The sequence below is a fragment of the Microbispora sp. CSR-4 genome (assembly GCF_008033685.1).
GTDB lineage: Bacteria > Actinomycetota > Actinomycetes > Streptosporangiales > Streptosporangiaceae > Microbispora.
In genome coordinates this window covers 14,872-29,988 of the sequence record NZ_VJVX01000041.1, presented here as the reverse complement: position 1 = coordinate 29,988, position 15,117 = coordinate 14,872, and the positions used below count along the sequence as shown (strand labels likewise).

The following is a 15,117-nucleotide window of genomic DNA, read 5'->3' as shown; positions in this document are numbered from 1 at the left end:
CGATCCTGGTTGTCGAGACGGCTACAGGGGGCCGGACGGGGGGTCGGTTCCGAGGCGAGGAAGCCGGTGTGGCGTCCACGTCCGGTGGTACGCCAGCGTACTCCGGTACTGCCGCGTTGGAGGCCCCCTCCGACTTTCTGCGCGACTTGTTACGTATGAACGTTTCTTGCGTTTACTTAGCGCCTGGACGTCTCGACGAGCTCGGTGAGAACCCCTCCCACGTCCTTCGGATGCAGGAACGCGATCGAGGCTCCCATCGACCCATGCCTGGGCCGCTCGTCGATCAGGCGCACGCCCTTCGCCCCGATCTCCTCCAGGGCTTTGGTGACGTCCGCCACGCCGTACCCGATATGATGCACGCCCTCGCCCCGCTTGGCGAGGAACCTGCCCACCGCTGTGTCGGGGTGCAGCGGTTCGAGAAGCTGGACATATGACGCGCCCTGGGCGCCGTCGGCGACGTGCAGCATGGCCTCGCGGACGCCCTGCTCCTCGTTCACCTCCCGGCTGACGACGGTCAGGCCGAAGACGGACTCGTAAAACTCGATCTTCTCCTCCAGGTTGTGGCAGGCCACACCCACGTGATCGATCCGCAGCAGCATCGCCGTCTCCTCCGCGTTCCCGTCGTGCCGCCCGCGTCCGGGCGGCCGCCCTACTCATGGGTATGGTGACACCGTCGCCCCGATCTCGTAGTGGAGGGTCTCAATGTCTGGTTCCGTCATCGTCGCCGGAGCACGCACACCGATCGGACGGCTCCTCGGCTCGCTCTCCGATCTGTCCGCCGTCGAACTGGGCGGGATCGCGATCAAGGCCGCGCTGGAGCGCGCCGGTGTCTCCCCCGACAAGGTCCAGTATGTGATCATGGGGCAGGTGCTCCAGGCCGGGGCCGGTCAGATCCCCTCGCGCCAGGCGGCGGTGAAGGCCGGCATTCCCATGACGGTGCCCTCCCTCACCATCAACAAGGTCTGCCTGTCGGGCCTCGACGCGATCGCGCTGGCCGACCAGCTCATCCGCGCGGGCGAGTTCGACATCGTCGTCGCGGGCGGCATGGAGTCGATGACCAACGCGCCGCACCTGCTGTCCGGCCTGCGCAAGGGCGTGAAGTACGGCGGCACGGGCATCCTGGACGCGATGGCCCACGACGGGCTCACCGACGCGTTCGACCAGATCGCGATGGGGGAGTCGACCGAGCGCCACAACGCCAGGCTCGGCCTGACCCGGGAGGAGCAGGACGAGTTCTCGGCGCGGTCGCACCAGCGCGCCGCCGAGGCCACGGAGAAGGGCCTGTTCGATGACGAGATCGTCCCGGTGCCGCTGCCGCAGCGGAAGGGCGACCCCGTGCTCTTCTCCGCCGACGAGGGCATCCGCAAGGACACCACGGTCGAGGTCCTGGCGAAGCTGCGGCCGGCGTTCACCAAGGACGGCACCATCACGGCCGGATCGTCCTCGCAGATCTCCGACGGCGCCGTCGCCGTGGTGGTGATGTCGAAGGCCAAGGCCGAGGAACTGGGCCTCGAATGGCTGGCGGAGATCGGTGCGCACGGCAACGTGGCCGGGCCGGACAACTCGCTGCAGTCCCAGCCCGCCAACGCCATCAAGCAGGCGCTGGCCAAGCAGGGGCTGACCGTGGGCGACCTCGACCTGCTGGAGATCAACGAGGCGTTCGCCCAGGTCGTGCTGCAGTCGGCGAAGGAGCTCGGCGTCCCGCTCGACAAGATCAACGTCAACGGCGGCGGCATCGCGCTCGGCCACCCGATCGGCGCGTCCGGCGCCCGGATCGTGCTGACGCTGGCCCACGAGCTGAAGCGGCGCGGCGGCGGCCTCGGCGCGGCCGGCCTGTGCGGCGGTGGCGGCCAGGGCGACGCGCTGATCATCCGGGTTCCCGCGCCCGGCGCCTGATCGGAGCCGCAGGTGGACGTCCGTGAGCTTGTCGGTCAGGCGCGGCAGGGCCGGCCGCGCGCCGTCGCCCGGCTGATCTCGCTGGTGGAGAACGCCGTCGAAAACGCCGAAACCGCCGCGAACGGCGGTCAGAGCGGTGCCTCCGCCGGGGGAGACACGACGGTGAGCCGTGCGCTGCGCGAGGCGATGGCGGAGCTCGCCACCGGCGGCGCCCGGCCGCACCCCGCCAGGGTCATCGGCCTGACCGGCTCCCCCGGCGTCGGCAAGTCGACCTCGACCGGCATGCTCATCCGGGCGTTCCGCAGGCGCGGCAGCACGGTGGGGGTGCTGGCGGTCGACCCGTCCAGCCCGTTCACCGGCGGCGCCCTGCTCGGCGACCGCGTACGCATGCAGGACCACGCGACCGACCCCGGTGTCTTCATCCGCAGCATGTCGAGCCGAGGGCACCTGGGCGGGCTCGCGTGGGCCACGCCGCAGGCGCTGCGCGTGCTGGAGGCCGCGGGGTGCGACGTCATCCTCGTCGAGACGGTCGGCGTCGGGCAGGCCGAGGTGGAGATCGCTCACCTGGCCGACACGACCGTCGTCATCCTCGCGCCGGGCATGGGCGACGGCGTGCAGGCCGCCAAGGCGGGCATCCTCGAGGTCGCCGACGTCCTGGTCGTGAACAAGGCCGACCGCGACGGCGTCCAGACGACCGTGCGGGAGCTGCGGACCATGACGGCCCTCGTGGAGGCGCCCTGGAGGCCCCCGATCGTCACGACCGTCGCCTCCAAGGGTGAGGGCGTGGACGACCTGCTGGCCGCGCTGGACAAGCACCAGGCCTACCTGGAGGAGTCCGGAGAGGCCCTCAGGCGGCGGCTGGCCAGGGCACGCGACGAGATCGAGGCCATCGCGCTGGCCCAGCTCCGGTCGCGCTTCGCCGTGCTCCACGGTGACCGTCTCGACGTGCTCGCCGAGCGGCTGCTCGCCGCGGAGACCGACCCCTACGCCGCCGCCGACGACCTCATCGCCGCACTGCGCTGAGCCGTCGGCTTGTGCTGAGCCACCGGGCCGCACTGCGCCGAGGTGCTGTGGCGCGCCGAGATGCCGCGGCGCGCCCAGGTGCCGCGCCCAGCCCCGGCCCGTACGGCTCTCGCATCGCGGCGGCCGACGGGTCAGGGCTCGCCGTCGTATTTGACCGTGACCGTCGTGAAGCCGAGGGACCTCAGCATGCCCTCAAGCATGGCCTTGGTGTTCTGGTCGGCCCGGGAACGCAGGTCGCTCGCGGCGGCGGCGTCGCCGATCTTGCGTTCGGCCAGCACGTAGAGCTCCTGCTGGTTCTGCGGCGACGACGACAGGAAGTCGGAGATCCGGTCGAAGATGCCCCGCTCCTGGGCGAAGACGTACGACCGCTTGTTGTCGAGGTTGGGCTTCTCCAGCTCGGCGTGCGGCAGCCGCACCGTCACGGTCGTGCGGTCGGGGGAGACCGTGAAGGCGTCCTTGGGCAGCGTGGAGAAGTCCACGTAGGCGTCCACGGTCCCGGCGCCCACGAAGAGCGTGCGGGAGCCCTTGATCGCGTCAGGGAGGAACCTGGCGTCCTTCTCCAGGTCGACGATGACCTGGAAGTCGCCGGTCGCGGCCTCGAAGCGGCTCAGGTTCTGCACCGACCGCAGCAGCGCGGGCCCACTGCGGTCGACGGTGCGCTCGCCCAGCGGATCGAGCCAGGACCAGGTCAGCCGCGCGCCGACCACGAGCAGCAGGACCACGAACAGCAGGCCGGCGAGCACCCGCCAGCCGCGCCGCGAGCGGGGGGCGGGGGCCGCGGCGCTCGCCGTGGCGTCGGTGGCGGCGGCGCCGGCGTCGGCCGGCGCGAATGAGGGACGGGTCTGACGGTCCACGGGGGGAATCTTCCCGGTATTTCCGCGATCTCACGCAGGACAAGATCGCGTCCGCCCATGGGCCATGTTTCGGTCTTCCCAAACTCGTCGCTAGTCCGGACCGATAACCGAACCGGCCTCCCGGCGGCGCTCGGGCCCGCTCGGCAACGGCCGGCCGCCCCATGCTCGACGTTGGTGCGCACCTGCTGTGCGAGCGTGTCGCCTGTCGGCAGCGGGCGGGTTGCCGCCGCCGCGCTCACGCCGCCTGCGGTGCCTTGGCGGCTCCCGCCATGCCCGGCGCGGAGTGCGGACTGCGCCGGGCGCGGGTGGTGGGGGTGCGGCCTCGTTTGTAGGTTCGGCGGCCTGCCCGTGCCGGGTTCTGCCCCCGCATGGGGTGCGGACTGCGCCGGCGCGGGTGGTGGGGGTGCGGCCTCGTCTGTACGTTCGACGGCCTGCCCGGGCCGGGTTCTGCCCCGCACGGGGTAGGGACCGTGCGGGGCGCGGGGTGGTGCGCGGTGCGGAGCGTGCGGGGTGCGACCTCTGGGGCCTATCGGCCTATGTGGGCGGGGCCGGGGGCTTGTCCTCTCTCGCCGGGGGGGGCGGGCTACACGACGGGTGCCAGGAGCGCGCCGGGTACGCCGGGGTCGTCCTCGGGGATCGTGTCGTGGGCGTCGGTGTCGGCGGTTGGATGCGGGGCAGGGGTGGCGCGACCGGCGTCGCCGGGGCGCGTGGTGGTGCGTCCGGCGCGGCCGTCGCGGCCGGGAGGTGTGCCGCCGGACCGTCGCCTGCCGTGACGGTGGTCCTGGGCGGGCGAAGGGCTGGCACCGCCGGGACGCGCGCGGCCGGAACGATCCGGAGCGGGCGAAGGGCTCGCGCCGACGCCGCCGGGCCGCGTCTGCGTACCCTGCCCATTCGAAGCACCAGGAGCGCCGGGCCTTTCCTGGGTTCCCGGGCGGTCCGGGGATGCGGGGTCGGCGGGCTTGCCGGTCCTTCCGGGCCGCCAGGGGTGCGGCGACCGTCCGGGGGTCGGCCCCCAAGGGCGGCCTCTCCGGGCGCCTCCGCGGTTCGGCATGTCCCACGAACCCGGATAACCCGGGCGGCCCATCGGGCCGTGACCCGTCGAGCCATGCCCGCCCGGAGCCTGACCGCCAGCGCCCGGACCGCCAGCGCCCGGACCGACGGGGCTGGGACTGACGGAGCCCGGACCCGGGGGACTGGCGGCGGGAGACGGCCACCCGGAGGCGGCCGGACTCGGGCCGATCCATCCCGGGCCGATCTCGCCGCCGCGCGGGTCCGTGACCGGCTCCCAGTCGGGTCCGGTCGGCATGCCGGTGGCGACGGCCATGCCCGAAGGAGACGGCTCGGCCGGATAGCCCGGCGCGTACGTCGGGGTGGGGTTCACCGGATAACGCGACGCGACGGGGTCGGCGGGATGGGTGCCGCCGCCGAAGTGCTTCGCCTGCAGGCCGCAGGAGACGAAGTCGGAGTAGAACATGCGCAGCCAGTCCTGCCGCTGGGCGTTGCTCAGCTCGGAGAACCAGATGGCCGCCTGCTGGTGCTCGCGCAACGACCCGCTGGGCAGCGAGACGTCTCGCAGCCAGGCGATGATGATGGCCCGGTAGCCCGCGGCCACGGCTCCCGCGCAGGGGTGGGCCAGACGGTCGAGGAACTCGGCGGCCGCCCGCTGGGCGTACCCGGACCCGAGATCGTCGATGTGCACGACTATCACGCCCGGTCCCACGGAGTCGTCCTCGCCGTACTCCCGTTGCTCGACCCTCTTGAAGGCGGCCGGCGTGCCGGCCAGCTTCAGCGCCAGCGTGGTGAACACGGTGGCGAGCTCGGCCAGGCCCCCGCGCAGCGCCGGATGGACGCAGACGTTGATGGGCCATTCCTGACAGATGAGGCGTTCGCTCACCGGCACCGCCTGCGGCACGGTGACGAGCCGGGCCGCGCCGGTCCCGGCGGCCAGCACGGCGATCACCGCGGCGGCCAGCGCCAGCGTGCGCCGGGTCACCAGGGCCACCCAGCCGAGGAGCAGCGCGGCGCTCAGGCCCAGCAGCCACAGCGTCTGGTCCGCGTAGGCGGTCTCGCTGACGCCGGAGAGCAGGTCGTACGGCTCCCGCGTGGCGGGCGTGAGCCGGTCGGCCCAGTTGGGCCCGGTGGCCAGCCAGGTGAACAGCCCGAACGTGCCGGCTCCCGCGATCAGCGGGACGACGACGACCGGCACGAGCCAGCCGAGGATCCAGCCGATCACGATGTACAGCCCCAGCCCCGCGACGGACATCGCGAGACCGCCGGGCAGCGGCGGCCCGCCCTGCCCGGTCAGCGCGGCGCGCAGCCCGAGCAGCAGCACGGTGGCCCCGAAGGAGCCGGCGACGACCGCGATGATCGACAACGGCGCCCTGGCGGCCCGCCACGGCGTCAGGACACGGCCCTTCTCGGCGCGGCGCCTGCGGAACGCGACCCAGGCCGCGAACGCGGCTCCGAGCGGCCCGGTCAGGCGCAGCGAGCCGATGACGGCCGCCACTATGTCGTCCCAGTCCATGAAACCGGGAATGAGGACGCTCCACGCGGCGACGAGCGCGAGCACGAACAGCACGGTCGCCGCGACCAGTGCGCCGTGTCTCAGCTCACCGCGTGAACCGCCCCTATGCTCACCCACAGCAGGGCGCGGCCCCTGGCCACGCCACCGAAGTCCGGCGCGCATGCGGCGCCGGGACAGCGATGCTGTCCATTGAGAATCTCCCCCGTGTCTGTGTGAGCGGTGCACGCGAACCCACGCCGTTCCCCGTGGCGCTGGTTCGCCGGCCGGCCTCGCCTCGCCCGCCGTCGGACGCGTCTCCCCGCGGACTCCCGTCCGCGAGACGTCCTCTAGCAGACGGGGTTCCCCGTGCCGCCGGGTTTGCCGCCGCCTCACCTTTCGACGTGGCAACCATAACGGAGCGTGACCCGTACGAGGGGGAGTTCTGGGGTCAAGGAATGAATTCGGTTACGCTCGGTGCACTGGTCGATCTTGGCTGGCGTCGCGCTACCGTATATCGCTGTGTCCGTTCCGCCCAGCTCAGAGCCGCCGCCCATGGGTGGCCCCCGGCCGCTCAAGCTCCCGTTCGACCCGATCGAGCGGGCGGCCGAGACATGGCGTTCGACCTTCGGGCCGTCGTCCGCCATGGCCGCCGTGACTTCGATCATGAGAGCCCATCAGATCCTGCTGGCGCAACTGGACACGCTGCTCAAGCCGTACGACCTGACCTTCGCCCGTTATGAGGCGCTCGTGCTGCTCACGTTCAGCCGGGCCGGGTCGCTGCCGCTGTCGAAGATCGGCGAGCGGCTGATGGTGCACCCGACGAGCGTGACCAATACCGTGGACCGCCTCGAACGCGCCGGCCTGGTGCGCCGCATGCGCAACCCACGGGACGGCCGCGGCGTGCTCGCCGAGATCACCGACGAGGGCCGGGACATCGTGCGGCGCGCCACGGCCGACCTGATGAACGCGGGTTTCTGCATGGGCATGTACGACGACGCCGAGCTGGACGACATGTTCGGCCTGCTCAGGACCCTGCGCGTCGCCGCGGGCGACTTCAGCTCCTGACGCGGGCCGGGAGATCGGCCGCGGGGAGTCAGGCGCGGCCCGGGGCAGGCGCGAGGAATCAGCCGCGAAGAATCAGGCGCGAGGAGTCAGGCGCGAGGAATCAGGCGCGGCCCGAGGGATCAGTCGCGGAGGGATCAGCTGCGGGCCAGCATCGCGAACGAGCCTCGCACCAGGGCCAGCAGTTCGGGCGCGGCCGAGGCCTCGTCCAACGCGGTGACGGGATCGCTCGTGAGCGCGGTCACCACGTACGTCCTGCCGGCCGCGTCACGGGCGAGGAAGCCCATGGAGAGGACGCCGGGCTCGCCGCCGCCCTTGTACCAGACCGTGGGCCAGGCCTCGGCGTCGAGCCCCAGCCCGGCGTCGTTGGCCGACATGATCTCGTCGATGGGCGGCGTGTTCAGCGCGGACAGTCCCGCGAACGCGCGGCAGACGTCTCCGGGCGAGGCGAACCATTCCAGCGCGCCGATGTCGCGCGGCCGGTCCCAGGGCGTCACCGCGCTCAGCGGCGTACGCGCGACGGTCGTGGCCAGATAGCGGTAACGCCGGGCGCGGTCGAGCGACAGGTACTTCTTCGCGAGGCGCGGATAGTCCGCGCCCTTGAGGAGGAACAGCTCCCTGGTGGTGAGGAACGGCCGGTTCAGCGCCGTGTGGCCGGACCACCGCCCCACCTGGGCCTCCACGCGGGCACGGCCGACCTTGTCGATCAGCAGGTCGGCGCCCGTGTTGTCGCTGATCGAGATCATCAGTTGGGCGGCCTCCCTGACGGAGACCGTGCTGTTGTCCGGACGGTCTTGGAGCGTGCCGCTCGGCAGGCTCTTCAGGTCGGGCCGGATGGTCAGGGGCGTGTCCCAGGACAGCCGGCCCTTCTTGATCTTCTCGGCCGTCGCGCCCAGCACGTAGAGCTTGAACATCGAACCGAGCGGCCGGGGAGTGTCCGGCGCGATGGTGTGCACGGGACGGCAGGTGCCGTTCCCGCGGATCTCGGCCGCCAGGAACCCCACCCGGGGCGCCAGCGCGCGCAGCCGCTGGTCGAGCTCGGCCCAGCTCTGCGGTGCCGGCCGCTGCTCCTGCTGGAACAGGAGGGTGGCGATCCTCCCGTCGCCGTCGACGGCCATGGAGATCTGAAGACGTCCGACGCCGGTCGTGACCACCCCGGTCAGTGTTGTGGGCGTGACGTCGGCCAGCGATTCGAGCCGCAGGCCGCCCAGGCTCTGCAGGACCCCGTTGAGCTGGGCCGGTGAGATCTGTTCGAGGAAGGCGGCGCTGAAGTGCGCGCTGATCTGGTCTTCGGGGATCGGAAGGGCCGCGGACGCCTCCAGGAGCCAGCGGAGCTGCTCGCCCACAGGCGAGTCCGGTATCTCCGGGGTGGGCGCGGGGGTGGGCGACGTGAGCGGCGCACCGGCGCCGGCGGCTCGGGGCGCCACGTCGGCGGGGGCGGCGGTTGCCGGGCTGGCGGGGGTGGTATCAGCGGTGGCCGGGGTGGCGGGTGCCGTGTTGGCGGCGGGAGTCGTGTCAGCGGCAGAGGCGGTGGCCGGGGTGGCGGCCGCGGTGTCAGCGGGAGCGGCGGTGGCGGGGGCGGCGGTGGCCGTCACGGCGAGGGCCAGTGCCGCGCTCATGACGCTCATGAGGGGAATCCTCACCCGGCCCTGTGACGTGGTGCGCATCGGCGTGATCGGCACGAGAAGGCTCCTTCGCGGTAGGGGGTGCGGAGCTCGTGTGCGGGTCGTCGGCGGTTCGCCGCGGCGGGCATTACGTGATCTCACCTTCACGATCACTGTACGTCGCGATGAGACGGCCCTGATCTCCACCGCCCGGTCGCCGCGGCCGGGCCCCCGGGCGTCCGCGCCGCCCAGGGGGCCGGTGGCGCACGTCACGTGGTGCGCCACCGGCCCCAAGAGGTACCCGCCCTCGAGGGGAATCGGCCTCGGGAGGTACCGGCCTCGAGAACAACCGGCCTCGGGAGGTACCGGCCTCGAGGGGAATCGGCCTCGGGAGGAATCGGTCCCGGGAGGAACCGGCGCGTCAGCGGCCGACGGCGCGCAGGGCGTCGACGATGCCCCTGCCGTAGAAGCCGTTGTCCCACGGCCCGCCTTCGCAGGTGTGCGTCGCGGTCACGGTGGAGCCGCTCGGCAGGATGCGGGTGTAGGTGAACGCGGGCGGGTTCGGGCACGGCGTCCTGGTGGCCGTGGCCTTGAGGATGGCCTCCACCTTGTCGGGATCCAGGGTCAGCCCGCCGCGGTCGCGGTCGCGCTTGCCGTACCGGCTGACGATCAGCGCCGCGACGCCGGCCGCGCGGGGCGAGGCCATCGAGGTGCCCTGCAGGTACTGGTAGTAGCCGCAGGTGGAGCCCTTGCAGTCCTTCACGACGTACTCGACGGTCGGGTCGCCGTTCGCGTCGATCTCGCCGTTGGCGACGGCGAGCGCCTTGGGATAGGCCGCGAGCGTGGCCTTGCTGATGTCCCTGGTGTTGCCGGGGGTGTCGTAGACGTCGCCGCCGGGCGAGGCCACGTCGACGTAGTGGTTGCCGTAGCTGGAGTAGTACGTCTTGCGCTTGCTGACGCCGGTGGCGGAGACCGAGATCACGTGCTCGGACTCACTCGGCAGCGAGACGCACGACGGGGGGATGGTCCGCTCCCTGGGGGCCTGGCCGGGGAAACCGGCGAAGTCGGGGCTGCCGCTGTCGACGTTCGTCTTCGTGTAGTCGATCGCCTCGTTGCCGGCCGCGCTGACGATCGTCACGCCGCGCGCGTGGGCGTAGTCGATCGCCCGCTGGGTGGCGGCGATGTACAGCCGCTGCTGGGCCTGCTCCTCGGGGCTGTCGGCAGGGTTGTCCGCGCAGTTGAACAGCCACGGATCGACGTAGTAGCTCATGTTGACCACGTCGACGCCGATCTTGCCCGCGTAGGTGAGGGCGTCGACGGTGGGCTGGAGGAAGAAGTAGCCGGAGTCCTGGCCCGCCCGCAGGTTGACGATCGTCACCTTCGGCGCGACGCCCGAGACGCCCAGCTTGTTGATGGGCGAGGCGATCGACGAGGCGACGTGGGTGCCGTGGCCGTTCTCGTCCACGTCGTTCGGGTCGGTGCAGGAGCCGTCGGGGTCGCTATCGCAGGGGCCGTCGATCTCGGTGCCGTCGGCGTCCGCCGGCAGGTCGACGGTGAAGTTGCGGCTCAGCCTCCGGTCGAAGTTCGGCGCGATGTCGGGGTGGGAGCCGTCGACGCCGGTGTCGAGGATGCCGACGAGGACGCCCTTGTCCCCCTGCTCGAACCGGTGGGCCTGGTCCGCGTGGATCTGCTTCATGTCCCACTGGAGGTCGGCCAGCGGCTCGTCCTTGACGCTGCGCCCCCACGTGAAGCGCCCGCCGCCCCGGCCCTCCTTCTCCACGGCCTGGTTCTTGGCGGCCTGGGCCACGGCCTTCTTCACGGCGGCGGACGCCTTGGCGTCGTCGGGCACGCTGCCGATCGACTGGTTGCGGGCGACCCCTTCGATGGCCGCCGAGCCCCGCAGGGCATCGGCGAAACCGGCGTTGGCGCTGCTGACCGTGGCCAGCCCGACATCGGTGTTGACCTTGATCACGCTGCCGCCCGCCGCTTCGATCGCCTTCTGGGCGTCCGCGGCGGCCGCGCCTTCCCTGAAGAGGACCACGTATTCGGTCTGGGCAGCAGACCCGGCGGCCGCCGGTTCGGCCTGCGCGGGTGTGGCGAGGGTTGCCGCCACCATCGCCGCGGTCGCGGCGACGACTGTCAAGCGCTTCACATCCACCTCCATGTGGACTTCAAGGGCGCTGACCATGGTTGAAGATTCAGCGGCCCCGTCAAAGGTCCCTGTCAATTCGCGACCAACGTGTGACATGACGATGGTGGAGGTGGGGAGTCGAGAGGAGGCCGGTGGTGGCCGGATTTAGTAGGACGTCCTAGTATCTTCTCGAAGAGTGAGACACGGGGAGGGACGCATGGAGCCGGACGCGACGAGCGCCGAGGCGATCGAGGCGGGCAGGGCCCGCTGGCAGGCGCGTTACGACGCCGCCTTCAAACGGGACCGTGAGTTCCGCACCCTGTCGGGGCTGGAGGTGGACCCCGTCTACGGCCCGCCCGGGGACGACCCCAGGTTCGAGCGCATCGGCTGGCCGGGGGAGTTCCCCTTCACCCGCGGCCTGTACGCCACCGGCTATCGCGGCCGTCCCTGGACCATCCGGCAGTTCGCCGGCTTCGGCAACGCCAGGCAGACCAACGAGCGCTACAAGATGATCCTCGGCGCCGGAGGCGGCGGCCTGTCGGTGGCGTTCGACATGCCGACGCTGATGGGCCGCGACTCCGACGACCCCCGCTCGCTCGGCGAGGTGGGCCACTGCGGCGTGGCGATCGACTCGGCCCTCGACATGGACCTGCTGTTCGACGGCATCCCGCTCGGCGACGTCACCACGTCGATGACCATCAGCGGGCCCGCCGTACCGATCTTCTGCATGTACGTGGTCGCGGCCGAGCGGCAGGGCGTGCCGGTGGGCAAGCTGAACGGCACGCTCCAGACGGACATCTTCAAGGAGTACATCGCCCAGAAGGAGTGGCTGTTCGCGCCCGAGCCGCACCTGCGGCTGATCGGCGACCTGATGGAGTTCTGCGCCGCCGAGATCCCGGCGTACAAGCCTCTGTCGGTGTCGGGCTACCACATCCGCGAGGCGGGGGCCACGGCCGCGCAGGAGCTGGCCTTCACGCTCGCCGACGGCTTCGGCTACGTCGAGCTCGGCCTGTCGCGCGGGCTCGACGTGGACGTTTTCGCGCCGGGCCTGTCGTTCTTCTTCGACGCGCACATCGACTTCTTCGAGGAGATCGCGAAGTTCCGCGCCGCGCGGCGCATCTGGGCCCGCTGGATGCGCGACGTGTACGGCGCGCGCACCGAGAAGGCGCAGTGGCTGCGCTTCCACACCCAGACGGCGGGCGTGTCGCTGACCGCGCAGCAGCCCGACAACAACATCGTCCGCACCGCGATCGAGGCGCTGGCGGCCGTGCTCGGCGGCACCAACTCGCTGCACACCAACGCGCTGGACGAGGTGCTCGCGCTGCCGTCGGAGAAGGCCGCCGAGATCGCGCTGCGCACCCAGCAGGTGATCATGGAGGAGACGGAGGTCGTCAACGTCGTCGACCCGCTGGGCGGATCCTGGTATGTCGAGGCGCTGACCGACCGGCTGGAGGCCGAGGCGGAGAAGATCTTCACGAAGATCCGGGAGATGGGCGGCGACGGCACGATGACCTCGGGCATCCTGCGCGGCATCGAGGACGGCTGGTTCATGTCCGAGATCGCCGAGTCGGCCTTCGACTACCAGCGCAAGCTGGAGAAGGGCGACAAGCGGATCGTCGGCGTCAACTGCCACACCGCGAGCGTGGAGGAGCCGCTGGAGATCCTGCGGATCAGCCATGAGGTCGAGGTCGAGCAGCGCAGGGTGCTGGCCGAGCGGCGCGCCGCGCGCGACCAGGAGGCCGTCGAGGCGGCGCTGGCCGCCCTGCGGGCCGCGTCCAAGGGCGACGACAACATGATCCCGCCCATGCTTGAGGCCGTACGGGCCGAGGCCACGCTGGGCGAGATCTGCGACGTCCTGCGCGAGGAGTGGGGCACCTACTCCGAGCCGGCCGCCTTCTGAGGCGGGCGTTCCCGGGACGCCCTTCGCCCTGACGTCCCGGGAACAGGCTCCGGCCCGACCACCGAAGCCCCGAACCCGCCCCCTAAGCCTCGGACCACCGCCGAAGCCTCGGAGCGCTGCCGGGCGCCCCCGCTGCCCCGGAGCGCCCCCGAAGCTCCGGACCACCTCCTAAGCTCCGGCCCGACCACCGAAGCCCGGACTACGGCCGAAGCCTCGGAGCGCTGCCGGGCGCCCCCGCTGCCCGGAGCGTCGCCGGGGCAGCGGCCGGCGGCAGGAAGCGATCACGACATGAAGTGGTTGAGGGCCAGGCCGTCGAGCTTCCAGCCGGGCTCGTTGTTGACGATGCTGACCATGTGCGACTCCACGGCCAGCCGCCACTTGTTGTTGTTGCTCAGCCGCCAGACCCTGGTCGTGCCGGCGGCGCAGCCGTCCCCGGCCGCGTAGCCGAGGATGCCGTCGTTCACGAACTTGCCCGATCCGACCAGTTGGTCGCGCTCCTGCGGGGAGGTGGTGACCAGGTAGGACGACTTGGCCGTGTAGCGGAGCCGCCACATGGGCTTGCCGCCGGGGAAGGCCGTACGAGAGATGTAGTAGAGCGGCGTCTGGGTCACCTGCATGCCGTGTTTGGAGACGGCCTGCTCCAGCTCCTGCCGGTCGGCCGTGTAGAAGAAGCCCTCGCCGCCCTTGGTCGTCAGTTCGTAGAGCCGGACCTTGTGGATGGCCGTGCTCGAAGAAGCCGCCGTGACCGATGACGCGGCCGACGACGCGGCCGACGACGCGGCCGACGACGCGGCCGACGACGCGGCCGACGACGGGGCGGCCGAAGCGGGGGAGGCGACGCCGGCCGCCGCCGAGGTGGCGAGGGCCAGCGCGAGACCGAACGTGGCAGTGCCCCTGCCGAGCCGAACAGACATGTGCTGTCCTTTCTCACGATTTCAACGTTCGGTCAGCTTGGGCCGTCCAAGGGCGGGTTCCGGGCCATTTCAACGAACCTGCAAGCGACGGCCCGGTCGTTTCGCGGATCTTTGAAACGTCCGAGGGGTTCCGAACGGAATGGCTAGGGTGTGCCCGGAGTGGACGAAGTGCCTCGGGGGAGCGGTGCGACGCGCGGAGATGTGGAGCGAATTGCGGCTGTGCCCCAGTCCGGCGGTTTCGGTCGCGGTCTCGCCGCAGGTGTCGGTGCTGTCGCTGCTGGTGGACGCGGTGGCCGTGCGGCGGCGGGGACTGCCGGAGCGGTGGCGGCGCAGGATCCTGGAGTCCGTCGACGCCGAGGGCCGGCAGTCGTGCCGCCCGCTCGGCGAGCCCGGCCACTCCGTGGCGCCGGACACGATCGTCCCGCTGCCGCCGGTGTCGGACGCCTCCGTGGAGTCCCAGATCGCCTGGCTGCACGACATGCGGCCGGACGCCCTGCTCGACGACATGGAGCAGGCGTACGGGCCGGAGCGCGTTCCCGAGCACTGGAGGTGGGCCGCCGACCGGCCGCGTCGGTGGCTGAACGGCTACGCGAGCGCGGTCTCCGACGTCTGGTCCGCGGTCAGGCCACTGTGGGAGCAGGCGCAGCCGCTGCTCGACCGGGAGGTCGAGCGGGTCGGCACGGCGGTGGTGCGCGGCTCGCTCGACACGCTCCTCGGCACGCTCAGCGAGCGCATCAGGTTCGCCGACGGCAGCCTCTACATGAGCGACCAGGAGCCCGCGCGGTATGACCTCGGCGACCGCAAGCTGGTGCTCGTGCCCATGCTCTCCGGGCCCGACGCCACGATCCTCAACCTCGATCTGCCCGGCTACGTCTGGATCGCCTACCCGCTGCCGCGGGCGGACGCCCTGTGGCTCGGGGCCGATCCCGCGCGCCGGGCGGCCGACGAGCTGGCCTCCCTGCTCGGCCCGGCGCGTGCCGGCCTGCTGTCGTCGCTGGCCCGGCCCGCGACCATGGGGCAGCTCGCCACGCTGGCCGGTACGGTTCCGAGCGCCATCACCTATCACTGCGACCGTCTGGAGGCGGCCGGGCTGATCCGCAGGGAACGCAGAGGGCGCGAGGTGTGGATCCTGCGCACCCGCCGCGGTCACGAGATCATCGACCTCTTCTCCCGCTGACGACCGCGCTGACGACCGCGCTGACGGCCGCGCTGACGTCCGTGCTGACGTCC

General features: G+C 71.8%; 11 protein-coding genes. 5 read left to right on the top strand and 6 right to left on the bottom strand.

Annotation, left to right across the window (positions count from 1 at the left end):
- Window positions 1-176: 176 nt before the first annotated feature.
- A complete protein-coding gene (gene mce, locus FLV34_RS26505; protein ID WP_142647135.1) occupies window positions 177-599 on the bottom strand; it encodes a methylmalonyl-CoA epimerase in 423 nt (140 codons plus the stop codon).
- Between the two features lie 103 nt (window positions 600-702).
- Between mce and FLV34_RS26500 the strand changes: the two genes are divergently transcribed.
- Both FLV34_RS26500 and meaB read left to right on the top strand, forming a co-directional pair.
- Window positions 703-1,896, top strand: a complete 1,194-nt coding sequence (locus FLV34_RS26500; RefSeq protein ID WP_147944368.1) for an acetyl-CoA C-acetyltransferase — start codon at window positions 703-705, stop codon at window positions 1,894-1,896.
- Between the two features lie 12 nt (window positions 1,897-1,908).
- Entirely contained in the window at window positions 1,909-2,919 is a 1,011-nt protein-coding gene (gene meaB, locus FLV34_RS26495; protein ID WP_147944367.1) for a methylmalonyl Co-A mutase-associated GTPase MeaB, read from the top strand.
- 131 nt (window positions 2,920-3,050) lie between these two features.
- On the opposite strand, the gene FLV34_RS26490 is transcribed toward meaB, so the two are convergent.
- Both FLV34_RS26490 and FLV34_RS26485 read right to left on the bottom strand, forming a co-directional pair.
- On the bottom strand, window positions 3,051-3,773 hold the full coding sequence (locus FLV34_RS26490; RefSeq protein WP_260617203.1) for a DUF4230 domain-containing protein: 723 nt from the start codon (window positions 3,771-3,773) through the stop codon (window positions 3,051-3,053).
- 583 nt (window positions 3,774-4,356) lie between these two features.
- Entirely contained in the window at window positions 4,357-6,414 is a 2,058-nt protein-coding gene (locus FLV34_RS26485; RefSeq protein ID WP_147944366.1) for a hypothetical protein, read from the bottom strand.
- Window positions 6,415-6,828: 414 nt separating this feature from the next.
- Between FLV34_RS26485 and FLV34_RS26480 the strand changes: the two genes are divergently transcribed.
- A complete protein-coding gene (locus tag FLV34_RS26480; protein WP_142647131.1) occupies window positions 6,829-7,341 on the top strand; it encodes a MarR family transcriptional regulator in 513 nt (170 codons plus the stop codon).
- 134 nt (window positions 7,342-7,475) lie between these two features.
- On the opposite strand, the gene FLV34_RS26475 is transcribed toward FLV34_RS26480, so the two are convergent.
- Window positions 7,476-8,966, bottom strand: coding sequence for a serine hydrolase (locus FLV34_RS26475; protein ID WP_187280740.1), 1,491 nt, complete (start codon window positions 8,964-8,966; stop codon window positions 7,476-7,478).
- Window positions 8,967-9,363: 397 nt separating this feature from the next.
- Complete coding sequence (locus FLV34_RS26465; RefSeq protein ID WP_260617202.1) at window positions 9,364-11,094, bottom strand: S8 family serine peptidase; 1,731 nt, start codon at window positions 11,092-11,094, stop codon at window positions 9,364-9,366.
- Window positions 11,095-11,290: 196 nt separating this feature from the next.
- On the opposite strand from FLV34_RS26465, the gene FLV34_RS26460 reads away from it, so the two are divergent.
- On the top strand, window positions 11,291-12,973 hold the full coding sequence (locus FLV34_RS26460) for a methylmalonyl-CoA mutase (protein WP_147944364.1): 1,683 nt from the start codon (window positions 11,291-11,293) through the stop codon (window positions 12,971-12,973).
- A gap of 281 nt (window positions 12,974-13,254) precedes the next feature.
- On the opposite strand, the gene FLV34_RS40730 is transcribed toward FLV34_RS26460, so the two are convergent.
- Window positions 13,255-13,887: a hypothetical protein gene (locus tag FLV34_RS40730; protein WP_187280739.1), complete on the bottom strand. Its 633-nt coding sequence runs from the start codon at window positions 13,885-13,887 to the stop codon at window positions 13,255-13,257.
- A gap of 184 nt (window positions 13,888-14,071) precedes the next feature.
- Between FLV34_RS40730 and FLV34_RS26445 the strand changes: the two genes are divergently transcribed.
- A complete protein-coding gene (locus FLV34_RS26445; RefSeq protein WP_142647127.1) occupies window positions 14,072-15,064 on the top strand; it encodes a MarR family transcriptional regulator in 993 nt (330 codons plus the stop codon).
- The last annotated feature ends 53 nt before the right edge of the window (window positions 15,065-15,117 follow it).

Excerpts from the sequence above, each read along its gene's own strand:
- FLV34_RS40730 (WP_187280739.1), bottom strand. The coding sequence starts at position 13,887 with ATGTCTGTTCGGCTCGGCAGGGGCACTGCCACGTTCGGTCTCGCGCTG.
- FLV34_RS26480 (WP_142647131.1), top strand. The coding sequence starts at position 6,829 with ATGGGTGGCCCCCGGCCGCTCAAGCTCCCGTTCGACCCGATCGAGCGG.
- mce (WP_142647135.1), bottom strand. The coding sequence starts at position 599 with ATGCTGCTGCGGATCGATCACGTGGGTGTGGCCTGCCACAACCTGGAG.
- FLV34_RS26460 (WP_147944364.1), top strand. The coding sequence starts at position 11,291 with ATGGAGCCGGACGCGACGAGCGCCGAGGCGATCGAGGCGGGCAGGGCC.
- FLV34_RS26475 (WP_187280740.1), bottom strand. The coding sequence starts at position 8,966 with ATGAGCGTCATGAGCGCGGCACTGGCCCTCGCCGTGACGGCCACCGCC.
- FLV34_RS26500 (WP_147944368.1), top strand. The coding sequence starts at position 703 with ATGTCTGGTTCCGTCATCGTCGCCGGAGCACGCACACCGATCGGACGG.